General features: G+C 70.3%; 22 protein-coding genes. 9 read left to right on the forward strand and 13 right to left on the reverse strand.

Features of this window, described 5'->3' with window-relative positions; translation table 11 throughout:
- The first annotated feature begins 41 nt into the window (after positions 1-41).
- The gene (locus DMA15_RS24050; protein WP_125514840.1) at positions 42-1,085 is read left to right on the forward strand and encodes an aminotransferase class I/II-fold pyridoxal phosphate-dependent enzyme; all 1,044 of its coding nucleotides are present in this window, start codon (positions 42-44) and stop codon (positions 1,083-1,085) included.
- A gap of 70 nt (positions 1,086-1,155) precedes the next feature.
- On the opposite strand, the gene DMA15_RS24060 is transcribed toward DMA15_RS24050, so the two are convergent.
- Both DMA15_RS24060 and DMA15_RS24065 read right to left on the reverse strand, forming a co-directional pair.
- The gene (locus DMA15_RS24060) at positions 1,156-2,364 is read right to left on the reverse strand and encodes a phosphopantetheine-binding protein (protein ID WP_240659913.1); all 1,209 of its coding nucleotides are present in this window, start codon (positions 2,362-2,364) and stop codon (positions 1,156-1,158) included.
- 2 nt (positions 2,365-2,366) lie between these two features.
- On the reverse strand, positions 2,367-3,311 hold the full coding sequence (locus DMA15_RS24065; RefSeq protein WP_125514841.1) for an alpha/beta hydrolase: 945 nt from the start codon (positions 3,309-3,311) through the stop codon (positions 2,367-2,369).
- A gap of 289 nt (positions 3,312-3,600) precedes the next feature.
- Here DMA15_RS24065 and DMA15_RS36750 point away from each other — a divergent pair, with 289 nt between their 5' ends.
- The 3 genes from DMA15_RS36750 to DMA15_RS24080 all read left to right on the forward strand — a co-directional run bounded on the left by DMA15_RS36750 (position 3,601) and on the right by DMA15_RS24080 (position 5,973).
- Positions 3,601-3,774, forward strand: coding sequence for a lysine biosynthesis protein LysW (locus DMA15_RS36750; RefSeq protein WP_240659914.1), 174 nt, complete (start codon positions 3,601-3,603; stop codon positions 3,772-3,774).
- A gap of 149 nt (positions 3,775-3,923) precedes the next feature.
- Complete coding sequence (locus tag DMA15_RS24075; RefSeq protein WP_125514843.1) at positions 3,924-5,207, forward strand: MFS transporter; 1,284 nt, start codon at positions 3,924-3,926, stop codon at positions 5,205-5,207.
- Positions 5,200-5,973 carry an SDR family oxidoreductase gene (locus DMA15_RS24080; protein ID WP_125514844.1) on the forward strand — a complete coding sequence of 258 codons (774 nt, stop codon included), beginning with the start codon at positions 5,200-5,202 and terminating at the stop codon, positions 5,971-5,973. Before DMA15_RS24075 ends, DMA15_RS24080 begins: the two co-directional genes overlap by 8 nt.
- A 98-nt stretch (positions 5,974-6,071) precedes the next feature.
- On the opposite strand, the gene DMA15_RS24085 is transcribed toward DMA15_RS24080, so the two are convergent.
- The 11 genes from DMA15_RS24085 to DMA15_RS24135 form a co-directional block, all read right to left on the reverse strand.
- Positions 6,072-7,100: a C45 family peptidase gene (locus DMA15_RS24085; RefSeq protein WP_125514845.1), complete on the reverse strand. Its 1,029-nt coding sequence runs from the start codon at positions 7,098-7,100 to the stop codon at positions 6,072-6,074.
- The gene (locus tag DMA15_RS24090) at positions 7,091-7,708 is read right to left on the reverse strand and encodes a GNAT family protein (protein WP_240659915.1); all 618 of its coding nucleotides are present in this window, start codon (positions 7,706-7,708) and stop codon (positions 7,091-7,093) included. Before DMA15_RS24090 ends, DMA15_RS24085 begins: the two co-directional genes overlap by 10 nt.
- A 5-nt stretch (positions 7,709-7,713) precedes the next feature.
- Positions 7,714-7,989, reverse strand: coding sequence for an acyl carrier protein (locus DMA15_RS24095; protein WP_125514847.1), 276 nt, complete (start codon positions 7,987-7,989; stop codon positions 7,714-7,716).
- Positions 7,979-9,499: an AMP-binding protein gene (locus DMA15_RS24100; protein ID WP_125514848.1), complete on the reverse strand. Its 1,521-nt coding sequence runs from the start codon at positions 9,497-9,499 to the stop codon at positions 7,979-7,981. Before DMA15_RS24100 ends, DMA15_RS24095 begins: the two co-directional genes overlap by 11 nt.
- Positions 9,496-11,475 (reverse strand): class I tRNA ligase family protein, encoded by a 1,980-nt coding sequence (locus DMA15_RS24105; protein ID WP_125514849.1) that lies wholly within the window; start codon positions 11,473-11,475, stop codon positions 9,496-9,498. Before DMA15_RS24105 ends, DMA15_RS24100 begins: the two co-directional genes overlap by 4 nt.
- Positions 11,472-12,539: an FAD-dependent oxidoreductase gene (locus DMA15_RS24110; RefSeq protein ID WP_125514850.1), complete on the reverse strand. Its 1,068-nt coding sequence runs from the start codon at positions 12,537-12,539 to the stop codon at positions 11,472-11,474. The genes DMA15_RS24105 and DMA15_RS24110 overlap by 4 nt, the downstream gene beginning before the upstream one ends.
- On the reverse strand, positions 12,527-13,867 hold the full coding sequence (locus tag DMA15_RS24115; RefSeq protein ID WP_125514851.1) for a SidA/IucD/PvdA family monooxygenase: 1,341 nt from the start codon (positions 13,865-13,867) through the stop codon (positions 12,527-12,529). The genes DMA15_RS24110 and DMA15_RS24115 overlap by 13 nt, the downstream gene beginning before the upstream one ends.
- A 41-nt stretch (positions 13,868-13,908) precedes the next feature.
- The gene (locus DMA15_RS24120) at positions 13,909-15,090 is read right to left on the reverse strand and encodes a saccharopine dehydrogenase C-terminal domain-containing protein (protein ID WP_125514852.1); all 1,182 of its coding nucleotides are present in this window, start codon (positions 15,088-15,090) and stop codon (positions 13,909-13,911) included.
- Complete coding sequence (locus DMA15_RS24125; protein WP_125514853.1) at positions 15,083-16,114, reverse strand: saccharopine dehydrogenase; 1,032 nt, start codon at positions 16,112-16,114, stop codon at positions 15,083-15,085. The genes DMA15_RS24120 and DMA15_RS24125 overlap by 8 nt, the downstream gene beginning before the upstream one ends.
- A 41-nt stretch (positions 16,115-16,155) precedes the next feature.
- Complete coding sequence (locus tag DMA15_RS24130; RefSeq protein WP_125514854.1) at positions 16,156-17,307, reverse strand: acyl-CoA dehydrogenase; 1,152 nt, start codon at positions 17,305-17,307, stop codon at positions 16,156-16,158.
- A gap of 189 nt (positions 17,308-17,496) precedes the next feature.
- Positions 17,497-18,846: a hypothetical protein gene (locus DMA15_RS24135; RefSeq protein WP_125514855.1), complete on the reverse strand. Its 1,350-nt coding sequence runs from the start codon at positions 18,844-18,846 to the stop codon at positions 17,497-17,499.
- Between the two features lie 238 nt (positions 18,847-19,084).
- On the opposite strand from DMA15_RS24135, the gene argC reads away from it, so the two are divergent.
- From argC to DMA15_RS24160, 5 genes are all read left to right on the forward strand, one after another.
- The gene (argC, locus tag DMA15_RS24140) at positions 19,085-20,116 is read left to right on the forward strand and encodes an N-acetyl-gamma-glutamyl-phosphate reductase (protein ID WP_125517977.1); all 1,032 of its coding nucleotides are present in this window, start codon (positions 19,085-19,087) and stop codon (positions 20,114-20,116) included.
- Between the two features lie 21 nt (positions 20,117-20,137).
- Positions 20,138-21,010: a [LysW]-aminoadipate kinase gene (locus DMA15_RS24145; RefSeq protein WP_125514856.1), complete on the forward strand. Its 873-nt coding sequence runs from the start codon at positions 20,138-20,140 to the stop codon at positions 21,008-21,010.
- Positions 21,007-21,570, forward strand: coding sequence for an adenylyl-sulfate kinase (gene cysC / locus DMA15_RS24150; protein ID WP_125514857.1), 564 nt, complete (start codon positions 21,007-21,009; stop codon positions 21,568-21,570). The genes DMA15_RS24145 and cysC overlap by 4 nt, the downstream gene beginning before the upstream one ends.
- 77 nt (positions 21,571-21,647) lie before the next feature.
- A complete protein-coding gene (cysD, locus tag DMA15_RS24155) occupies positions 21,648-22,520 on the forward strand; it encodes a sulfate adenylyltransferase subunit CysD (RefSeq protein WP_240660255.1) in 873 nt (290 codons plus the stop codon).
- 2 nt (positions 22,521-22,522) lie between these two features.
- On the forward strand, positions 22,523-23,824 hold the full coding sequence (locus DMA15_RS24160; protein WP_125514858.1) for a GTP-binding protein: 1,302 nt from the start codon (positions 22,523-22,525) through the stop codon (positions 23,822-23,824).
- Positions 23,825-23,834: the final 10 nt, after the last annotated feature.

Genomic DNA, 23,834 nt, shown 5'->3' on the forward strand with positions numbered 1-23,834 from the left:
GCCATTCGATCCATCATCCGCGACGCCTGTAGGGACATGCCGTGATTGACAACGCGCCGACAGTATTGGACGCACAGGGCGGGGACCTGAGAAGTCTCCCCGACCGGGAATTCCTGGACCTGGGCACCTGCGTGAACCGCTACGGCCCGCCGCCCGCGGTGGAAACCGCCTTGCGCTGCATCAAGCCGGAGCACCTTCTCGCACATCCCTACGGGGACGAGGAGCGGTTCATCGAGGCCTATGCGGAGTTCATGGGGGCGGCCCCGGACCGGCTGATACCCGGACGGGGCATCACCGAATTCATCCGCGTCCTCGCCCAGCTGCTCCCCACCGATCAGGTCGCCGTCGTCACGCCCGACTACACCGACACCATCCGGCGGTTCCCCACGCATCTCGACCCGCCCTCGGGAACCGCGGAGACGGCACAATCGCGCCTTGACCGGGTCGAGTTGGGGATGCGTACCCACCCGTACGTATTCCTGTCCAACCCGAACAATCCGCTGGGCTTCTATCTGCACCGCGACGACCTGATGGAAATCTGCCGGGCCAACCCGGATTCGGTGCTCATCGTCGACGAGGCGTACATCGAGTTCCTGCCCGATCACGCCGAACTCTCGATGACGCAGAGCGGCCTGTCCAATGTCGTGGTGCTGCGCTCCCCGAACAAGTTCTTCGGCATCGCCGGCACGCGCACCGGGGCGCTGTGGACGCTGAACCCCGAGATCTTCCACAAGGTGGCCGAGCGCAAGCTCAACTGGACGCTCTCCCATGTCGACGCCGTCCTTGCGATCGCCGCCCTGGGCGAGACCGAGTGGGCCGAGCACACCCGGTCCGCCCTGCTGGCCAACGCCACCGGCCTGGAGGAGATCCTCGGCGACCGCTTCCCCGGCCTGGTGCGCGGCGTCCCCGTCCACTACCGCTTCATCGCCACCGACGACCCCGTCGCGGACCACCGCTTCTTCCTCGACCACGGGGTGGCCGTGCGGGCCCTCGACGGCAGGCAGCCGGGGCGGGTCTCCGGCCTGCGCATCACGGCGCCCACCGCCGCGGAGCTGGCGAACCTCAAGGACTCCCTGGCCCGGTGACGGTCGAGTCGACGGAAAACACGAAGAGCCGGGGGCGGAAACGCCCCCGGCTCTTCGCTTGCCCCCGACCTCACGTCGTGGTCGGCCTGCGCTCGTCGATCAGCGCGGCGATGTCCGCGATGCTCAGGTCGCCGACGAGTTCGCTCATCTCCACGTTGACCGAGGTCTCCTGGAGGATGCGGAACTGCAGGGCGACCGTCTGCAGCGAGCCCGCGCCGAGCTGGCGCGGGGTCCGCGTGTCGACCTCCTCGGACTCGGGCAGCTGCATGACCTTGCGGACCGTGGTCCGCAGGTTCTCCAGCGTGGCGGGGGAGGCTTCGACGCTCTTCTGCACTTCGGTGACTCCTTCATGGATGTGGGCTCGCAGCAGGACGCACATCCGCAGCCCGGACACGCTCGACGCCAGCAGATAGAGCCCGCCGTCCCGGAGGGTGCCGGCGGAGCGCTGGTCGGCGAGGTTGATCAGCGGGTCCGCGGCGAAGCAGTGCCCGACCCTGGCGATGTTCGAGGTGTCCAACTGGGACTGGGCGAACCCGGCCTGCACCTCCTTCATCGTCACGACGGGGAGGAAGATGTTGTTGTGCAGCAGGCCGTCGATCGCCTCGATGCCGATACCGGCCTCGGCGAAGATCAGTTCGTTGGCGGCTCTGGCCAGATCGGCGCTGATCTCGTTGCCCCGGCCCAGCGCGGCCGGGTCCTGGGCGGACGCGTCGGCGACCCACTCGTAGGACTCAGGGGCACCGGCCACCCGCCGCGAGACCAGGCAGCTCGCCGCCCCGTCGCTGAAGAGCGCGAAGTCGGTGAGCCGCTCGGATTCCGCGGCCACCCGGTCCGCCGTGATGACCAGTACGGTCCGGTGGCGGCCCGAGGCGACCATCCCGGCGGCCACGCGCAGCCCGGAGAGCATGTTCGCGCAGCGGTTCAGCGTGATGCCGGTGACCGGCACGGAGCCGAGCTCAAGACCGCCGAGCACCGACGCGATCAGCTCGCCGTGCGCCTCGACCTCGGCGGGGAACGTGGTGGAGCACAGCACGAGCGCGTCGACCTCGGACGGCTCGACGGCCGCCGCGCGCAGGGTCCGGCGGCCCGCTCGCACCGCGAGGGCGGCCGTGTCGAGCGCCGTGGTGTGCACCGCGCCCCAGCCCCACATGTCGGCGTCGGGCATCATCTGCCGCTGGTCGATGAAATCGGCGAAACCCTTGATGTCGGTGTGGTCTATCGCGGTCTCGCCGAGCACGTACCTGGGCGCGCGCAGAACCACACCGGTGGTGTCATCCAATGTCAATTCACCCCCAGCCGCTTGCGCAGGAATTCGGCGATCACGTCGAACGCCTTCCTGGAGGTGTCGAGGATCGACGACAGGGCCAGGAAACCGTGCGGAAGGTCCTCGTAGCGGTGATACTCCACCGGGACACCCGCGCGCGAGAGCGCGTCCGCGTAGGCTTCGCCCTCGTCGTGCAGCGGACAGAACTCCGCGGTCATCATCAGCGTCGGCGGAAGTCCGCTGTGGTCGGCCGCCTTGAGCGGTGAGGCGTAAGGGGAGTCACCGTCGGCGGGCTCGGCGAGGTAACGGCTCCAGAACCACTCCGAGGAATGGGCGTTGAAGAACATGGGGTCTTTGTTGTCGTCCATGGACTTCGTCACCGCGTCGTTGACCATCGGCGGGTAGACGAGCACCTGGGCGGCGATCGAGGGCCCCTTCTGGTCCCGGGCCATCAGGGCCATCGCCGCGGCGAGGTTGCCGCCGGAGCTGTCTCCCGCCAGACCGATGCGCGCACTGTCGCCACCGAGCTGCGCGGCGTTGTCCCCCACCCATTTCACGGCGGCGTAACAGTCGTCGGTCGCCGCCGGGAACGGGTGCTCGGGCGCCAGCCGGTACCCCACGGACACGATCACGCAGGGCACCTTGCCGGCCAGCGCGCGGCAGATCGCGTCCGATGTGTCGAGAGAGCCGACGACCCAGCCGCCGCCGAAGAAATACATCAGGACGGGAAGCGGGCCCTCGCTCTCGCTCTTCGGACGGTAGACCCTGAGCGTCAGGGGGCCGGTCGGGCCCGGGATATCCAGATCGAATACCTCAGCAGGCTGTTCGTGCCAATCCCAGTTCTCGGCCTCGGTCTCCCGATCCGCTTTCCGGGCCTGGTCCACCGACATTGTGTAAAGCGGCGTGAACCCGGTTGCGACACGATAGTCCCGGACTCCCGCAACGGTCGGATCAAGCGGCATTCAAACTCTCCCAGTCGTCTTCACGTTCAGCTCGTTCGCGGGGTATCAAGAAACACTCGAACCAGCATCAAGAGTGGCACGGGCGGGGTGCACGCCGGGGTAAACGAGATGCGTAGCCGCAGGGGGGAAAGGTCAACGCGATGTGTCCCCGCGAATGCACTTGTCGCGGACTCCCGTTACGTCGAAGCGGTCGTACCGTCCCTTTCGATGCGGCAGACCGGTTGCCGGTCAGTACCGCCCCCGATACGGCGGTCCGCTCCGGAACAACCGATTGAAAGGAAACCGTCACATGACCACCATGCAGGCCTGTCCGGAGTGTGAGGACCAGGTACAGATCAGCCAATCGGCGCGGCTCAACGAGATCATCGATTGTGCGGGCTGCCGAAGCGAGCTAGAGATCGTGGCGTTGAGTCCGGCGGTGCTCGCCCTCGCGCCCGAGGTCGAAGAGGACTGGGGCGAGTAGCACGTGGCCGGCGCGGCCGGCCGAAAGGCCGGCGACCGGCGTAGGGGCGGTGCGTGGCGTGCGGTGTCGCGCCACGCTGCGCCCCGGTCCGCGCGGGCGACCAGAGCCTTCCGTCCGGAGACCGTTCCGACTTACGAACTGGAGCACGCGTGAGTACCGAGGCAACCGACCGGTCGAGCGTCGACGAGCCACGTTTCCGTGACACTCTGCGCGGCCTGCCCCGCCGGGTCTGGATCATCAGTCTCGGCAGCCTGATCCTCCAGGTGGGCAGCTTCCTGCCCGTGTTCATCGTGCTCTATCTGACCCAGCGCGGCCATTCCGCCGGGGCCGCGGGGCTCGTGCTGGGCGCGGCCGGTCTCGGCAGTGTGCTCGGCAACGTCATCGGCGGCTATCTCGCCGACACCATCGGCCGGCGCCCGGCCATCCTGCTCTCCGTCGTGTCCACCTCCGGACTGACCGCGCTCGTGCCGTTCGTCGCACCGCTCCCGGCCATCGTCATCGTGGTCGGGCTCATCGGCGTGACGTCACAGATCCACCGGCCGGCGATGGCCGCGGTACTGGTCGACGCCGTGTCGGGCACCAAGCAACGCCTCGCCGCCTTCGGCGTGTTGAGGTTCGCGATGAACATCGGCGCCGCCCTGGGCGGCGTACTCGGCGGCGTCGTGGCCAGCATCTCGTACGTGGGGCTCTTCCTCGGCGAGGCCGCCGCGCTGCTGCTGTTCGGACTGCTCGTGGCGGTGCTGCTGCGGGACACGAAGGCGCCGGAGCCCGACCCCGAGGACGCGGAGAAGCAGGCGGAGTTGACGATCGGGTACCGGCAGGCGCTCGCCGACCCCACCCTCGTGCGGTTCCTGCTGATGACCGTGTTCGCCATGTTCGTCTACATCCAGACCACCGTCGGTTTGCCCCTGCACGTCAGCGACGTGGGCCTGAACGAGCGCCACTTCGGTCTCCTCATGGGGCTCAACGGCCTGATGGTCGTGGTGCTCGAACTCCCCATCATCAGCGTGATCTCGCGGTTCCGGCCGGAGTACGTCCTGGCCGTGGGCAACCTGTTCACCTGTGTCGGTCTCACGCTGACCGGCTTCACGACCGGGATGGGCCTGCTGGCCGCCGCGGTACTGATCTGGACGTTCGGCGAGATCGTGTACTCCTCCATCGTCCAGGCCCACCTGGTGAGTCTGACCCCGCCGGGCATGGTCGGGCGCTACCAGGGGCTGTACGGCGCCGCCTACACCGTCGGCACGGGCGCCGGGCCGGTCATCGGCGGCGCCGTGTTCGCGTTCGCCCCTTGGGCGCTGTGGACCATGACCGGCGTACTGGGGCTGCTGAGCGCCCTGCTCTGTCTGCGGCTGCGGGCCCCGGCCGCTCCGGCGGACGCACCGAAATCCAACCCCCCAATGGCGAAACAACAGGAGACAACCAGTGAGTGACTTCGAAGGACTCGTCGCGATCGTCACCGGCGGTGCGCAAGGGATCGGTCTTGCCACGGCGAAACTGCTGAAGAGCAGGGGCGCCTCGGTCGCCGTACTCGACCTCAAGCCGGACGGCCTCCCGGACGGCATCATGGGCATCGAGGCCGACGTCAGCGACGACGCCCAGGTCAAGGCCGCCGTGGACGCCGTGGTCGAGCGGTTCGGCAGGCTCGACGTGGTGGTGAACAATGCCGGCATCCCCGCCGTCGGTGACGTCGCCGCGAACGGTGACGACGAGTGGCTGCACGTACTGAACGTGAACGTGGTCGGCATGGTCAGGGTCTCCCGGCACGCGCTGCCGCACCTGCGGAAGTCTCCCGCGGCGGCGATCGTCAACACCTGCTCGATCGTGGCGTGGGCCGGGCACCAGATGCGTGCGCTGTACTCGACGAGCAAGGGCGCGGTGTACTCCCTGACGCTGGCCATGGCGGCGGACCACGCCCGCGAGGGCATCCGGGTCAACTGCGTCGCCCCGGGCACGACGGACACCCCGTGGGTGGAGAAGCAGTTGAACGGGACGGCTGACCCGGCGGCCGCGCGGGCCTCGATGGAGTCGTTCCTCGCCCCGGGCCGGCTGGTGACGGCCGACGAGGTGGCGGGCGCGATCGCCTACCTGGCGAGCCCGCTCTCCAGCGCTTCCGTGGGCACGATGCTCGCCGTGGACGGCGGCCAGCACGGGCTGCGGCTGCGCCCCAAGGACCAGCAGCACCTCATCGGCCGCTGAACCCCACGCAGAAGGACCCCGCTCGTTGTGAGCGGGGTCCTTCTGCGTGGGGATCTTCCGCGTGGGGATCCTTCCGCGTGGTGAGGACGCGGCGGCGGTCACCGCAGGGAGTGCACTTGCTCCGGCACCTTGGACGGATCGCCGGGCCAGAGCCGGAACTCCCCGATGTCCGGGCGCATGATCACGGCCGCGACGGTCCGCTCGCGCCGGATGTCGCCGTTGTCGGGCACGAGGATCGGTGGCGTCGACAGGAGCCGGTGATGGCCCGCGGTGTCGCCCGGCTCGGGGATGCCCGCCTCCCGAACCGCCTCCAGGCGCCGCCGCGACGAGTTCTTGGCGAAGACGTTGATCTCGTCCCGGTCGGCGAAGTCCGGGTCCAGGAAGTGGTTCGTGTGCGACAGGTCATCGCCTTCGAGTACGCGCCGCTCCGCGCCCAGGGCCTCCACGCACACGGCCCGCCGCTCGCCGCAGACCATGAACGACCGCGAGCTGGCCAGCGGCAGCGCGCGGAGCGTCTCGACGGCCTCGTCGACGCTGCCGGCGGTGTCCAGGGCGTGCCGGATCGCGAGATACGGCGGTACTCCCGGCGCCCACTCGCCGCCGAGGACGAGGTTGAGGCCGATGGCGACGCCCGCGTCGTTGACGCCGAGGTAGCCCAGGAGACCGCCGAAGCTGAGCACCAGGGAGCGGCGGCGCGGTCCGGTGACCGACAGGACGGCGATCTGGTCGTCGAGGTCGCCGTTCAGGTCCACCGTCTGCGCCAGCACGGGCCCGCCCCTGACCGAGGCGTACGTGGTGCAGTCCCCGGCGGTGACACGGCTGTAGCCCAGCAGCTCGCGGCGGAGTTGCAGCAGCCAGGCCGCGTCGCGGTCGATTCCGGCGCCGGCGGCGAGACCGTCGATCTCCTCGGCGAGTTCCGGCATCGCGGCGACGACGGCGTCGCGGTGGGTGGCGATGTCCGGGCGCAGCGGGTCGAGGTCCACCGGCAGGTCGCCGAGGTGGCCGAGGCGGGCGAGCGAGTCGTCGAGGAAGCCGCGGAGCCGCCCGGCAAGCGCGCGCCCGTGGGCGATCCCACGGGCGCGCGGCGAACCGGACAGCTCAAGGAGCGGCACGCTGTTCACGCGCACGGGTTGACTGCCCTGCCGAGCCGGCTCAACTGGTCCTTCACCGACGCCCATTCGGCGCGCAGGACCGAGTAGTAGATCGCGTCGCGCCGCCTGCCCTCGGGCATGGGGTTGAAGCTGCGCATGACGCCTTCCTCGTAGGCACCGATCTTGCGCAGTCCGGCGCGCGCCTGGGCGTTGAGGACGTCGGTCTTGAACTCGACGCGTTCAGCGCCCATGTCCTCGAACGCGTGCTTGAGCAGCAGGTACTTGGCCCATCGGTTGATGCCCTTGCCCTGGAAGTCGACGCCGAGCCAGGACCAGCCGATCTCCAGGCGGCCGTCGGCCTCGGCGAGGTTGCCGTAGCTGGAGCTTCCGGCGACCTGGCCGGTGCTCTTGTCGACGATCACGTACACCGCGCGCTTGCCGCTCTTCTGGTCGGCGAGCATGGTCTCGAAGAAGGTGTCGAAGTCGGCGTCGTTCTCCACACGGGAGACGAAGTACGTCCAGATCCGGGAATCGAACGCGACCTTGCGGATGGGTTCGCGGTCGTCCTCCGAGATCGGATGGAGTTCGACGTGCTCGTTCTCCAGAAGTGCGGAGGCGCTCTGGCTCCAGGCGGTGCGGCTCACGGAACTCATCCCTTCTGGGCGGTCGGCTGGGGGGCGTGGGGCCGGAGGGCGTCGACGACGTCGCCGAGGGTGCGCATCCGGGAGAGGTCGTCCTCGGTGAAGTTGTCGAGACCGACCTCGGCCGCCTTGCACAGGGAGGTCAGGAACAGCACCTTGTTGAGGGAGGTGAGCCCATAGGTCTGCACGAGGTCCTCGTCGCGGTCGAGGCTCGCGGGCTCGGGGTGGTCGCGCAGCACCTGGGAGAGCTTCTCGCGGGCCAGGGTGTCCAGGTCAGTGGGCATTGATACCTGCCTTGGGGTTGTCGATGTCATCGCGGTAGCGGTCGGCGATGCGCTTGCGGATCGGTTTGAACTGAGAGGTGAGAAGCCCGTTGTCGACGCTGAACGGTTCGTCGGCGACGATCACGCGGGTGATGCGCTCATCGGCTTCGGATGCGGCGTTGACCGAGGCGAGGGCCTCGGTGATCGCGTCGGTGTCGACCGGGCCCGGGTGGGGGGAGACGACGGCGACGAGGCCTGCCTGGCTCGGGCAGTACAGGACGCACTCGGCCACCGTGCCCGTGTCACGGAAACGGGTCTCGACGGGCCTGACGATGATCTTCTTGCCGTTGTCGAGGACGATCACGTCGTCGGAGCGGCCGAGGATGTACAGGAACCCGTCCTCGTCGAGGCGGCCGAGGTCCCCGGTGCGCACGATGCCGCCCGCCTTGAACATCTTCTCGCTGTCGCCGGGAGCGGCGTAGGTGTACGCGGTGTTGACCGGGTGGTCGCTGCGGACGCAGACCACACCCTCCTCGTCGATGAGGATTTCCTTGCCGTCGAGAGCCCGGCCCACGCTGCCCTCACGGTGGGCGCCGGGGTGGTTCTTGGTGGCGATGCAGGTCTCGTTGAGGCCGTAGCCCTCGAAGAGGGGCAGCCCGATCTCGCCGAAGAACTTGAGCGTGGTCGCGTCCGCGGGGGCCGAGCCCGTCCACAGGTAGCGGATGCGGTCACCGAAGAGTTCGGCGGCCGCCGCGGCGGGTTCGGCGCCCGCGGCGAGGCCGGCCTCCAGGTGCCGCTTCGCGCTGTCGAAGAAGGCGGGGACGCCCATGACGACGGTGGGGCGGACGGTCGACATCACGGCGAAGACCGACTGATAGGTCGTGATGGTGAGGTCGTGGCCCCAGTACAGCGCCGAGTAGAGCCAGTAGCGCTGCTGGAGGAGCGAGAGCGGCAGGAACGTCAGGATGTCGTCGCCCGGCCGGTGGTCGAACAGGCTCTGCACGGCGCGCAGCGACGAGTCGATGCTGCCGGCGGTGGCCTCAAGCCCCTTGGGGGCTCCGGTGGAGCCGGAGGTGAACTTGACGGTGGTGCACTCCTTGGCCCCCCATTCGGCCGGCTCGAACGCCTCGGTGGCCTCCTCCTCGGCGTAACCGGCGACCGCCGAGATCGGCACCGCCCGGGACGGGGCGTCATCGGTGAGCGGGGCGTCGGTGAAGAGCAGGTCGAGGCCGTAGCGCTCGATCAGCTCCGTGTCGGGACGGAACTTGCCGGGTTCAAAACCGGCCGTCTGCGCCTTGAGCATGAGCGCGGCGACGTCGAGCAGCACCCACTCCAGACGGTTGGCCGACAGGATGCCGATGCGATCGCCCGCACCGACACCCCGGCGGCGCAGCGCCTCGGCGACGGCCCTGGCCCGGTCGTGGAACTCGGCGAGCGGCAGGGTGGTGCGGTGCCCGAGGCCGGTGACGGTGAGGGCACCGTCGTGGGCCGGCCTCGTGGCGATGACGCGGTTGAGGATGGATTCGGTCATCGCTGCTCGTCTGCGGTGAAGAAGCGGGTGCCCGAGAGGGTGCAGCGGCTGCCGGGCTCGACGAGGTCGGCGGTCTCGGGCCAGGTGGCGATCGCCGGGATGCCAAGCGCGGTGGACAGCTTGGCCGAGAAGCGCGGCATCAGGGGCGCCGCGGCGGTGGCGAGGAGGCGGGCCGCGGCCAGTTCGAGCGCGAGGGCGGTACGGGCCTCGGAGCTCCACCTGTCGGCCTTGGCCAGGGGGGCCTGCTGACGGGAGAAGGCGCGGACGTCGGTGACGATGCCGTCGAGCGCGGCCGCGGCGGACCGCAGCGAGAACCCCTCGGGGTTGAGCGCCGCGGTGACCTCGTCGAGCCGTAGCGAGAGGCGGGCCAGGAAGGCGGTGTGCTCGCTGGTCCAGGTGCCCGCGTCGGGGGCGACGCCGTCGAAGTGGGTGTCGATCCGCTCGCCGAGACCGGTGAGCCACCCCTCCCACTGGCCGACCAGGTTCTCGGTGCGGGCGCGGTCGAACTCGGCGCGCCGGAAATCCGTGCGCTCGCCCTCGGGGCGGGTGCGAGAGAGGTAGTAGCGGACGGCGTCGACGCTGTCGGGGGTGAGGATCTCCTTGCCCCAGATCGCGTGCCGCCTGCTGGTGGAGAACTTCTCGCCCTCAAGGAGGTAGAACTCGTTGACGTGGTAGTCGATGTCCGGGTTCCACTCGGGGAAGGCCAGCCGGTAGAGGACCGGGTAGAGGATCGAGTGGTAGAAGCTGTTGTCGTAGCCGAAGAAGTGCACGATCTTCCAGTCGGCGGACGGCTCCTCACGCGACCAGTCCTTGCCCGCGCCGGCGCCGAGCCGCTCGATGCCGTGGAGGAAGCCGTAGCTCATCTCCGGCCAGACCCAGATGACCTGTCCGTCGAGGTCGTCCTCGGCGGGCCGCACTCCCCAGTCGGAGGGGTGGGAGACCGGCAGGTCGAGCGTGTCGCGGGCGAAGACGCGCTCGGCCAGCTCGCGCAGCCGGGCCGGGACCCGGCCCAGCCGGTGGTGGTCGGCGACGGCGTCGGCGAACTCGTGCAGCGGCAGCGTGTAGCGCTCGACCTCGGTGTGCTTGGGCGCGTCGCCGCTGATGCCGGAGGCCGGGTCGACGAGGTCGGCGACGAGGTTGGGCTCGCCGCACTCCTCGCAGATGTTGCCACCGGCGCGGTGCGAACAGCCCGGGCAGACGCCGCCGACGTTGACCTCGTACAGGTACTCGCCCGTCTTCGAGTCGGCGAGGGCGGGCGTCGCCTTGGGGGCCACCTGCCCGGACTCGACAAGGCGGGAGAAGAAGCGCTGGAGGCCCTCGGAGTAGCCCTCGTCCACGCTGGTGACGGAGTACTGGTCGACCTCGATGTCCATCGCCTTGAGCGTCGCGGCGATCTCGGCCGAGAAGTGGGCGGCGACCTCCGCGGGCGTGGAGTCCTCGCGCTCGGCGACGGCCCCGACGTAGCTCTGGAAGTCGTCGCTGCCGGTCAGGTGCCAGGCCTGGTTGCCGCTCAGGCGCTGGTAGCGGACGTAGACGTCGGCACCGAGGTAGGGGCCCGAGAGGTGACCGAGGTGGAGGTCGCCGTTGGGGGTCGGCGGGGTGGAGAACACGAACTGGGGGCGGTCGGTGTGGCGCGTGCGCGAGAGCGCCGAGGCGCGGGCGCGGGCCGAGTCCCGCCAGTACTGGGTGAAGAAGACCAGGTCGCTCTCGCCGGTGTTGGTGATGGTGTGCGACTCGAACGGCTCGAAGAGGACCACGGTGCCGGGCCGGGCCGGGTGGGTGCGGCCGTCGACGGCCAGCTCGCCCGTACCGGCGACGATGACGAAGAACTCGGTCTCGTCGTGCTGGTGGCTGGTGGAGGCGACGCCGGGGGCGACACGGCCCCAGCCCGCGCCGACACCTAGGCCCTCGACCGAGGACATGTCGATGCCGAAGGCTTCGGACAGTTCGGATTCGCTGTACTGGTTGAGGATCATGACTGCCTCTGTCGTGGCTGGGAGACGGTGCGGGACGGGGTGAGATCCAGGGCGGCGACGGTCTCGGCGGCGATGGCGGGCGCGAGCCGGTAGCCGGAGCCGCCGGCGGCCCCGGCGAGGACCAGGCCGGGCCGGAGTTCGGCGACGACGGGTTCGCGGCGGGGGCTGTAGGCGTCGCAGAAGACCCGGCCGGAGTCGCACCGGTCCACCAGACCGGGCGCGAAACGGCCGAGGACGGCCCGGGCGTCGTCGAGGTCGGACCGCTCGAGGACGAGGCCGACGTCGTCGGGGGAGACGTCCCAGCGGTCGCAGGTGTAGCTGAACAGGTAGTGGCCGCGCTCGTGGAGCGGCAGGAGGAAGGCGTCCTCGTCGTGGAAGACCGTGAGCGGGGCGTCGGGCCCCGGGGACGAGGCGACGTGCGCGGCGACGATCTTCTTGACGCGCAGGCCGAGCGGGGCGACCAGGTCGGCCCAGGCGGGGTGCGCGATCCACGGGCCGGGGGCCAGGACGACCCGGCGGGCGAACAGCTGCCCCCCGTGGCCGAAAGTGAGGCGGTGGCCGTCGCCGTCGGCGGCGACTTCCGTGACCTCGGTGCCCTCCAGGACCGTCACCTGGTCGCGCAGCCGGGCAAGCACGCGGCCCGCGACGCCCTGGACGTCGGCGTAGTGGCACCCGTGCAGGGCCCACGCCCGGGCGCCCGCCGGAGCCGTCAGGCCGCGGTCCGGGTCGGCCGGGGAGGTCTCGTCACCGAGCCGCAGATAGGTGGCGCGGACGCCGTCGGCGTCGCCGGTGGCGACGACCGTGGCGCCCACTTCACGGATCGGCAGACCGAGTTCGCCGGCCAGCCGCTCCCACACCCGGTGGGAGTGGTCGGTCATGGACCTGACCCGCGCGGTCGCCCCGCGCGGGAAGTGGACACCGGCCGAGCGGCTGGAGGCCCCCTGGCCGATCAGACCGCGCTCCAGGACGGCGACGGTCGCCCCGGGGTGAGCCGCGACCGCTTCATGGGCGATGAGCGCGCCGATGACTCCGCCGCCGACTATGGCGAGGTCTACCGTGTCCACTGAGTGCCCCGCCCGTTCTTCGCCGACCAGTCGATGAACGACATCGCGGGCTCGGGGGCGTTGAGGCCCCGCAGCCGGTTGGCGATGCGCTGGGCGCGCCAGGCGTTCAGGCTCAGGTTCACGTCGGGCAGGCCGCGCTGACCGCGCACCGCGTTCTGCACGAAGATGTTGCGGTCCGGCGGGCCGTCCCAGCTGATCGCGTAGTCCTCGTCGACACGGACCTCGCCGTTCTCGGTCTCCACGCGGTCCATCAGGGGCTCCAGGAACGCCTTGGGCGCGGGGCGGAAGCCGGTCGCCCACACCACCGCGTCGACCGGCAGGCACTGGCTCTGGCCCGACTCGTCGTTGTGGCGCAGCGACACCTCGAAGGTGCCGGTGCCCGTGCGGTCGGCGGACATGACGGTCCGGTTGGGCAGGAGCCCGAACCGGTGCTCGTCCCGCTCGATGAACTGCAGCCGGTACAGCTGCTGGTAGATCGCCCGCAGCGTCGACTCGGAGATCCCGTCCGAACTCAGCAGGTGGGCCGAGTTCAGCTCGGCGCGCTTGGCCTCCGACAGCCGGTAGAAGTAGTCGGAGTACCCCGGCATGTAGAAGTCGTTGGTGAACGTCGAGTCGTCGATCGGGAAGTAGTTGCGGCGCCTGGAGACCCACGAGACCCAGGCCGGACGCTCGGACTCGGGGCGCGAGATCAGGTCGAGGAACGCCTCGGCGCCGGACTGGCCGCCGCCGATCACGGCGACCCGCTTGCCCGCCAGTTCCTTCGCGTGGCTCAGGTACTGGCTGACGTGGAAGTGGCCCTTGCCCAGGTGCGGTTCGGCGAACTCGGGCACCCACGGGACGGTGCCGACGCCCACGGCGATGTTGTCGGCGGTGATCTGGCGGCGGTCGGTGGTGACGCGGAAGACCCCGTCGAAGTCGACCCGCTCGACGGACTCGGAGAAGACCACGTTCTCGTTGGTCTCGGCCGCCCACGCCAGGTAGTTGCGGAACTCGTTGCGCGGCACCTCGGCGAACTGGGCGTTGAGGAAGTGGTACATCCGCCCGTGCTCGTGCAGGTACGACATGAACGAGAACCGGTTGGTCGGGTCGGAGAGGCTCACCAGGTCCTTGAAGATCGACACCTGGAGTGTCGCACCGGTGATGAGCTGGTCGTCGTGCCAGGTGAAGCTCGGCTTGCGGTCGATGAAGAGGTTCGGCTGCTCCGGGTCGCCGTGCAGCAGTGCGGCCAGACCCAGGTTGGCCGGTCCCGCGCCGATGCCGATCAGCCGCTGGTGGCCGTTCTGCTCGGCGGAGCCGGACGCCGTCCTTGGCTTCGGTACAGGTCCCACGTCAAGTCCTTCCGGTGGAGGTGCAGGCTGTTGAGCCCGGTTCACGACGCCTTGGCGGGGTCTGGTGCGGGCGGGCTTGTGGATTGGAAAGTGCAGGTGAGGCCGGTGGCGGCGAGCTGGTCGAGCCAGCGGCTCGCGTCCTCGGTCGCGGCGGCGGCCCGGTGCAGGCCGGGCGGCAGGGCGGCGGCGAGCACGCGCCGGATGCCGGCGGCGGCGGTGGTCGAGACGCACCGGGCCATCGCGGTGTCGGTGTCGTCGCCGGTCACGTCGAGCCGGTATCGGCCGGACCAGTGCCGGCCGCCGCCCTCGACGTCCAGGCCGACGGTGAGCACGACGCGGTCGCGGTCGGCGGCGGTGGTCGGATGCCGCTCGGCCAGTTCGTCGGCGAGGGCAGCGAGACGCTCGCGATCGCCGGAGGCGACGGTGTCGAAGACGCTCTTCCACGCCGCCCGCCACCCCTGGGGGCGCAGCGTGCCGCGGACGAAGGCGTCGGTGCGCCAGCCCTCGGGGAAGCCGTACTGGTCGATGAAGCCGACGCTGTCGCGGTTGGGGTAGACCTCGAAGGCCTCGCCGTCGAGCACGAGTTCCTCGGTGTCCTCCCAGGGCCGCTCGACCTCGCGCACCTGGCCGTCGCGCACATAGCGGGCGGGGGAGGCGAGGGCGGTCAGCACGCCGAGCGGGGCCCAGCTGAACTGGTAGCGGAACTCGTTCGGTTCGGCGGGGATGCCTCCGCAGTACGAGGTCAGCGAGACGCGCTCGGCGTGGTCGCCGACCGTCTCGCGCGCCCGGGCGACGAGCAGGTGCGTCATGAGGTGGTCGATGCCGGGGTCGAGTCCGGCTTCGGTGAGGACCACCAGGCGCCGCTCGGCCGCCTCTCGCGCCAGTTCCTCGATCTCGGGAGTGGTGTAGCTGGTGCAGGCGAAGTGGGCACCGGCGTCGATCGCGGTGCGCAGCAGGCCGGGGTGGTGGGCGGCCGGGAGCATCGAGACGAGTACGTCACCGGGGCGCAGGGTGCCCGCGAGGTCGTCGCGGCCCAGACCGCGTACCTGTACTCGGGCTCGGGGGGCGAGGGCGTCGAGGCGGGCGGCGGCGCGTTCCCGCGTACGGCCCCACAGGACGACCTCGGCTCCTTGGCCCAGCAGGTCGAGTCCGGTACGGCCGGTCGACAGACCGGTGCCGACCCAGTGGACCGTCCCGGTGGGCGGGACGGGAAGCTCAGACATCACGCGGACCTCTCTCGCTCACTGCGGTGTGAAAGGCTCGGCGGCTGCGTTCCCAGCAGTCGCCGTCGGGCAACCGCGGCAGGTGCGCGGCCAGTTGGGTGGAGAAGTCGTCGCTTGCCTCGCGCGGCAGCAGGGAGGGGAGGTTGTCGATGGCGATGACCGCGAGCCCGTCGGCGACGGCGCGGACCGGCTCGTCCCAGCTGGTGAGGCGGTCGTAGACCGGCAGCAGATGGGCGGGGCCGCCGACGTCGCAGGTGACGTCCACGACGAGCGAGAGGCGGCGGTCGGCGCGCAGGTGCTCGGGGGCGAGGAAGGGCTCGCCGGGCTCGGTGAGCTGGACCGCGTTGATGAGGATGTCGTGGTCGAGCAGGGCGTCGCGGTCGAGGTCGGCGGTCTCGGCCAGGTCCCACAGGGTCACGTCGACGCCCGTACGTTCGAGAGCGGCGCGGGCGCCCTGGCCGCAGCGTCCACGGGCGCCGATGATGAGGACGCGCGGCGGGCGCGCGAGCGGGCCGAGGGAGTCGTCGAGCACGGCCTTGGTGGTCGGCCGCAGCGGTCCTTGCAGGTCGCCGGTCCACTGCCGGACCGCGAGCGCGGCGCCGATGTAGCCGGCCCAGTGGCCGAAGGCGGCGAGGCGCCGTCCGTCGGCGTCGGTGAGGTACTCCAGGTCGAGGATCTCGCCGCCGCCGGTCACGAAGCGGTCCAGGAGTTCTTGGGCGCCCCGCTGTCCCTTGTAGGCGTGTGCGAAGTACAGGTGGCGGCCGCCGAGCGGGGCGGTGTCCGCGGGGAGCGCCTTGAGCCCGAGGACGCAGGCGTCGGCGGGCGCGCCGGTCCAGGAGCCGGCCGGGGCGGGCCGGGCACCGGCGTCGAGGTAGGCGTCGATCGGGTGGCAGCGTACGGGCGAGTGCTCGACGGTCACCTGCGCGCCCTGCTTGACGAGCGTGGCGGTGTCGGCGGGGGTCAGGGGGGTGCGCTGCTCGCCGGGGTGGGTCTCGGCGCGCAGCCACAGGTGTGGTGGCGTCATGGGTGTCTTCCCTTGTCGAGCCTGGGGGCGGATGGGGCCGTTTACAGGGCGTCGGCGATCGTCATCTCGATCACTTCCGATGACCCCTCGTAGATGCGCAGGGAACGGATCTGGCGGTAGAGCCGCTCCATCACGCTGCCGGAGACGAGCCCGGCGGCGCCGAGTATCTGGACGGCGGCGTCGACGATCTCTCCGGCGGCCTCGGTGCTGTAGAGCTTGGCGGTCGAGGAGTGCTTGGCGTGGTCGAGACCGGCGTCCATCGCCCAGGCGGCGCGGGCGGTCAGCAGGGAGGAGGCCGCGAGTTTCACGTCCATGCCGGCGAGGGAGGCCTTGACGAGCTGGAGGTCCCCGAGCCTGCCCCCGTAGGCCTTGCGGGTACGGGCGTGGTCGCGGGCGAGCCGGAAGGCGCGCCTGGCGAAGCCGATCGCGGCGGCCGCCACGGTCGCCCGGGCCCGTTCGAGCACGTCGAGGGCGACCACGAGGCCCTGGCCGCGTTCGCCGAGCACGGCCTCGGGGCCCACGCGGCAGTCGGTGAAGGTCAGTTCGGCCCAGGAGCGGGGCGCGATCGCACCGATGGGCTCGGCCTTGAAGCCGGGGGTGTCGCAGTCGACGAGGAAGGTGGTCAGGCCCAGCGGTCCCGGGCCGTCCCCGGTGCGGGCCAGGACGACGCAGACGTCGGCGATGTCGCCCTGCGCGATCCACGTCTTGGTGCCGTTGAGGACGAACCCGTCGCCGTCGGGGGTCGCTTCGAGGACCACGGCGGCGAGGTCGGAGCCCGCGCCGGGCTCGGAGACGGCCAGCGCCCCCGCGCTCGTCCCGTCGGCCAGGCCGGGCAGGTAGCGGCCGCGCTGCTCGTCGCTGCCGTGGCGGATGATCGCGGCGGCGGTCAGCTCCTGGATCGAGTAGGTGAAGTCGGCCAGGTCCTCGTGGTACGCCAGGGCCTGGCGCCTGAGGCACAGGGACCGGACGTCGGAGTCGTCCTGGCCGGGGTCGAGGTGGCGCAGCCGGCCCGACTGACCCAGTTCGGTGAGCATGGCCCGGCCGGTGGCGGCGGGGTCGGTGGCGTCGAGCCCCGCCCACGCCTCGGCCCGCTCCCCGCACCAGCGCGCCATCTCGTCGGCGAGGGCGCGGTGGGAGTCGTCGAACAGGGGCAGGGCGAGGACATCGGCATCGAACACTTCGGAGAGACTCATCGTGATCCTCACTCGGCTGGTCAGCACGGCGACTGGCCTTTCGAAAGGCGGTCCGTCGCGTGGAAAGGACGCTACGGCCACCCCCTCATCAGGAGCGTCCGCGAGAAGTTCATCCACCGGGACGTATGGCGGTTACCGCGCTTCCCGGCGAGTGCGCATCTCGCTTACGCGCTTACTCCGTACGCGCGCCTACTCCGTACTCGGGCCGACATGGAATCCGGACCCGAGGAGCGCTCCGAGATCGCGGTTGAGCACATCGATGTCACCGTCCGCGGGGGCACAACGGGTGAGCAGCCCGCCATATCCGGACGTCATCAGAACCACGCCCCAGTTGACGATCCAGGGCCGCGTCTCGCCGTCCGGCTGCGGAAAGGGCTCGGGGACGGCGTGGATTCGCTTCTGCACTACATAAGGGCCGTCCATGGCATCGACCAGTATCCTGCGCCAGTCCTCCGGAGTGACCTCCGGTGACCAGCCGGGGACAATTCCCTGTCCGCCGTACAACAGGGTGGGTTTGAGGATGAGTTCCTGCTGATGTGCCACCGCGTGATCCAGCAGTGAACCCTCGGTGCCGTCCTCCAGGACGACGGGTTCGGAAGTCACCGGGGAGGTCCAGGGAATCAGCCGGTCGATGACGGCCAGTTCCTCGTCGGAGAAGAGTTTCCGGTGCGCGCGGTCGGAGAGCATGGCCAGCGACGCCTTGCTTCCGTACAGTTCCGACTCGAGTGAGGTGAACATGCGTACCTCACCGTCTTCCAGCGCCCCGAGCAGGGGTTCCAGCAACGCGTCGACGTTGTCGTCGAGCAGGTCCTGCATCATGAATTGCCGGTAGACGATGTCGACGGGGCGATCGCCCAGCCACAGCCTGCCGTCCCGCCGCTCCAGCTGCCCGACGTGGCACGGGTGCGCGTCGAGGCCGTGGTCGCTCCACAGCTTGACGAGGGCGTTCATGTACGGCGCGAGCTCCGTCAGGTTCGCCGGCCATTCGGTGAGGGCGACGACGGGCCGGTCATCGGGCGCAAGGCCCATCTCGTGCCGGAACGTGCGGACTTGTTCGACGACCGTGTCGACGTAACGGAGATTCTCCTCCGCGGCGAAGGGGCCGAACTCGGGGTCCGCCAGCATTTCCCGGCACATGTCCCCGTTCTCGTAGCCGATCGTGCTGCCGATGTTGAATTCCATGAGGCGGAAATCGAATCGGTCGTGGTAGAGATCCGCTCGCCCCATGCTGGTCAACGCGTCCGGCATGGCGGCGGAACAACGCTCGACGGCGCGGACCTGTCCTTCGTCCATTCCGTTGGCGCGGGCGAACGCGCCGATGTCGCCGCCGAACAGAAGTCCCGGAAGGCGGTAGAGCGCACCGCGCAGCACTTCCAGATCCCTGGTCAGCCGCTGTATCTCCGCCGCGCCGAGGAAGACCGGGCGGGGCGCGTATTTCCCTCCGTAGCAGACACGGGCGAACTCGCTCTCGTGTGCCGGACGCAGGGGCCTCCCTACCTTCTCCAGGTACCTCTCGGTCAGTGCGAGATCGCGTGACATCTGCTGTGGTTCCCCTCTCTTGCGTTCACCGAGGGTGGCATGTGCGGGGTTCGCCGCGAGTAATCGGAGCGCGTAGTCGAACGGTGGGAAAGTCAGTGCGGTGCGTCCTTCGGAATGCGTTTGTCGCGGACGCGGGCGATGCGGGCGGACTCGTAGTTTTCCTTCGCATGGGTGGGCGGTTCGGACCGGAGGGAGTTGTCGTGACGGGTCGGTGTATGTCGGTGTGGGGGGTGTGCTGGTGATCCGGGCTGCGGTGGTGGGTGCGGCGGGTTATATCGGCGGTGAGTTGTTGCGGTTGTTGATCGGGCATCCCGAGGTGGAGGTGGTGGGGGCGGTCTCCTCGCGTTTCCCGGGTAAGCGGGTCGATGGGGTGCATCCGAATCTGCGGGCCGCGACCGATCTGCTGTTCTGCTCCGCGGAAGAGGTCGCGGAGTGTGATGCGGTGTTCCTGGCGCTGCCGCACCGGGTGGCGATGGGGCAGGTGGAGGAGTGGAGCCAGCGGGCGAAGCTGGTCATCGACCTGACCGGGGACTTCCGGCTCAACGACACCGAGGTGTTCGAGCGGTATTACGGGGAGAAGCACGAGGCGCCGCATCTGCTGGACGAGTTCGTGCCCGGTCTTCCCGAGCTGCACCGCGAGAGCCTGCGCGGCGCGGATCTGGTGAGTGTGCCCGGATGTATGGCGGCGGCGGGGGTGCTGGCGCTGTATCCGCTGGTCGCCCGGGATCTGATCGAGGTTCAGGCGGGGGCGCAGTTCGATGCCCGTACCGGCTCCAGCGGCTCGGGTGCCACCGCGGGCCCTGCCAATCTGCATGCTGAACGCAGTGGCGCGATGCGCGTGTTCGCCCCCACCGGGCACCGTCACGAAGCGGAGATCACCCGCCACCTGGGCCTGCCGGCGGCGATGACCGCCACCGGCGTGGAGGCGGTCCGCGGAGTGCAGACCATCTGCCACGCCACCCTGCGCCCGGGCGTGGACAAACAAGCGGTGCGGCGGGCTTTTCGTGAGCAGTACGCCGAGGAGCCCTTCGTACGGATCGTCGCCCACCAGCGCGGGATCTTCCGCTACCCCGACCCCAAGATCCTGCTGGGTTCCAACTACTGCGACGTCGGTTACGCCCTCGATGAGGACACCGGCCGCCTGACCACGATCGCCGCCCTGGACAACCTCGTCAAAGGCGGCGCAGGCAACGCCCTGCAATGCCTCAACATCCGCATGGGATGGCCCGAAACCCTCGGCCTGACCTTCCCCGGCCTCCACCCCCTCTAACCCCGCCACATCGGAGAGACCGTGACCAGCAAACCGCTGACCGTCGTCAAATGCGGCGGCAATCCCGCCGTGGACGCCGCGGGCATCTGCGCCGACATCGCCCGTCTCGTCCACGAGGGACACTCCATCCTCCTCGTCCACGGAGGCTCCGGCGAGATCGGACGCCTCGCAGGCCGGCTCGGCGTCGCCCAGCGCACCCTCGTCGCCCCGGACAACGTGTCCACGCGCTACACCGACCCCGACACCCTCGAAGTGGTCGTCCTCGCCCTCGCGGGCGCGGTCAAACCGGCACTCGTGGCGGAACTCTCCCGCCACAAGGTGCCCGCGGTCGGCCTCACCGGCATGGACGGCGGCATGCTCCGCGCCCGCCGGAAGTCCGCCGTCCGCGCCGTCGTCGACGGCCGTACCGTCCTGATCCGCGACAACCACAGCGGCCGGATCACGATGGTCGACACCGAACTCCCCGAGACCCTCCTGAAGGCCGGTTACGTACCGGTGGTCTCGCCGCCCGCCATCGACGAACACGACCGTCCCGTCAACGTCGACGCCGACCGCGCCGCGGCGGCACTGGCCGCCGCGCTCGGCGCCGACCAGCTCCTGCTGCTCACCGGCGCACCCGGCGTCCTCGCCGACGTCGACGACCCCACCAGCGTGCAGAGCACCCACCAGATATCGCCCACCGGCCCGCCCGACGCGTCCGCCACCGGCGGCATGGCGCTCAAACTCATCGCCGCGCGCGAAGCGCTCACCGGCGGAGTCGCCACCGTACGCATCGCGGACGGACGCACCCCCGAACCCGTGAGCCGAGCACTCGCGGGGGCCGGCACCACGGTCCACGTCTCCAGCGCGGGGGCGCCGACTCACAGCTCACGCACAAGGGAGATCCGCACATGAGCGAACCGAATGGCACACCAGCCGAGTGGCAGGGCGGCACGGTCTGGCTGACCGGGCTGCCGAGCGCGGGCAAGACCACCATCGCGAAGGGCCTCGCCGAGCGGCTGCGCTCCGCCGGGCACCGCGTGCAGGTGCTCGACGGCGACGAGGTCCGCGCCGCCCTCTCCGCGGAACTGGGCTTCTCGAAGGAGGACAGGGACACCAACGTACGGCGCATCGGTTACGTCGCCGGGCTGCTCGCCGGGCACGGCGTCACGGTGCTCGTGCCGGTCATCGCCCCCTACGCGCTCTCCCGCGCGGCGGTCAGGGAGCTGCACGCGGAGCGCGGCGTGCCCTACCTCGAGGTACACGTGGCGACCCCGGTGGAGATCTGCGCCGACCGCGACGTCAAGAGCCTCTACGCCAAGCAGGCCGCGGGCGAGCTGAGCGGGCTCACCGGCGCGGACGACCCCTACGAGGCGCCGGTCGACCCCGACCTGCGCCTCGACACCCAGCACCAGACCGCCGACGAGTCGGTCCGGCAGGTCCGCGCGCTGCTCACGGAGAGGGGTCTGTCATGAGCGCCCCCGTACAGGAAGCGCCCACCGGACACCTCGGTCCGCGGGCGGAGGCGGTGCCCGCGCTGACGCACCTGGAGATGCTGGAGGCCGAGGCGGCCCACATCTTCCGCGAGGTGGCGGGGGAGTTCGACCGCTCGACGCTGCTGTTCTCCGGCGGCAAGGACTCGATCGTCATGCTGCACGTGGCGCTCAAGGCCTTCGCGCCCGCGCCCCTGCCGTTCTCCCTGCTGCACGTGGACACCGGGCACAACTTCCCCGAAGTGATCGCCTACCGCGACCGGATCGTCGAGAAGCACGGCCTGCGGCTCGACGTGGCGTCCGTGCAGTCGTACATCGACGAGGGAACGCTGCGCGAGCGGCCGGACGGCACCCGCAACCCGCTCCAGACCCTCCCGCTCCTCGACGCCGTCCGCGACGGCCGGTTCGGCGCGGTGTTCGGCGGCGGCCGGCGCGACGAGGAGAAGGCGCGCGCCAAGGAGCGGGTCTTCAGCCTGCGGGACGAGTTCGGCGGCTGGGAGCCGCGCAGGCAGCGCCCCGAGCTGTGGCAGCTTTACAACGGCCACCACCTGCCCGGCGAGCACTTCCGCGTCTTCCCGCTCTCCAACTGGACCGAGCTGGACGTCTGGCAGTACATCGAGCACGAGAACATCGAACTGCCGGAGATCTACTTCGCGCACTGGCGCGAGGTGTTCCAGCGCGACGGCATGTGGCTGGCGCCCGGCGACTGGGGCGGCCCCCGCGACGACGAGTCCGTGGGCGAGCGCCGGGTCAGGTACCGCACGGTCGGTGACATGTCCTGCACCGGCGCGGTCGACTCGTCGGCCTCCACGGTGGCCGAAGTGATCACGGAGATCTCCGCGAGCCGCGTGACCGAGCGCGGCGCGAGCAGGGCCGACGACCGGATGTCCGAGGCAGCCATGGAAGACCGCAAGCGAGAAGGGTACTTCTAGAGATGTCAACGGGCGCCGCGGAAGCGGAAGTTCAGACGTATGCCACCAGCGGCCTCCCGGGTGGGCTGCTGCGGCTCGCCACCTGCGGGTCGGTCGACGACGGCAAGTCCACGCTGGTCGGACGGCTGCTGTACGACACCAAGTCCGTCCTCGCCGACCAGGCGGCGGCGATCGAGGAGGTGTCCCGCAGGCGGGGGCAGGAGGGACCCGACCTGGCGCTGCTCACCGACGGCCTGCGGGCGGAGCGCGAGCAGGGCATCACCATCGACGTGGCCTACCGCTACTTCGCGACGCCCAGGCGGCGGTTCATCCTCGCGGACACGCCCGGCCATGTGCAGTACACGCGCAACATGGTGACCGGCGCCTCCACCGCGGACCTCGCGGTGATCCTGGTCGACGCACGCCAGGGCGTGGTCGCGCAGACCATGCGGCACGGCGCGATCGCGGCGCTGCTTCGGGTGCCGCACGTCGTGCTCGCCGTCAACAAGATGGACACCGTCGGCTACCAGGAGTCCACCTTCACCGCGATCGCGGAGGAGTTCACCCAGCGGGCCAGGGAGCTGGGCATCACCGATGTCACCGCCATCCCGATGTCCGCGCTGACCGGCGACAACGTGGTCGAGCCGTCGACCAGGATGGACTGGTACGGCGGCGAGACGCTCCTGGCCCACCTGGAGAGCGTGCCGCTCGGGACGGAGTCGGCGAGCAGGCCGCTGCGCCTGCCGGTGCAGTACGTGGTCCGCCACCCCGCGCCCGACCGCCAGGTGGTGGAGCGCTGGCTGGCCGGCCAGGTCGCCTCCGGTCTGCTCAGGGTCGGCGACCCCGTGGTCGTACGACCGTCCGGCGCGACCAGCACCGTGGCCGGGCTCAGCGTGCTCGGCAAGGAGACCGACAGCGTGTGGGCGTCGCAGTCGGTGGCCGTACGCCTCGCCGACGAGATCGACATCTCCCGGGGCGACATGCTGACCGCGGGTCCCGCCCCCCAGATGCTGCGGGACCTCACCGCCAGCGTGTGCCATCTGCACGACCGCCCGCTGCGCGCCCGCCAGCGCGTACTGCTCAAGCACACCACCAAGACGGTTCCCGCGATGGTGGAGCGGATCGAGTACGGCATGGACGTCACCGACGGCAGCAGGCTGCCCGCCCAGGACGCCCTCTCCGTCAACGACATCGGCGGGGTGCGGATCCGCACCGCGGAGCCACTCGCCGTCGACGACTACCGGGAGAACAGGCGGACCGGCTCGTTCCTGCTCATCGACCCGCAGGACGGGGCGACGCTCGCCGCGGGGATGGTCATTTGTTGACCCGCTGAGA

It is taken from the genome of Streptomyces sp. WAC 01529, assembly GCF_003945545.1.
In the GTDB taxonomy this organism is placed as follows: Bacteria; Actinomycetota; Actinomycetes; order Streptomycetales; family Streptomycetaceae; genus Streptomyces; species Streptomyces anatolicus.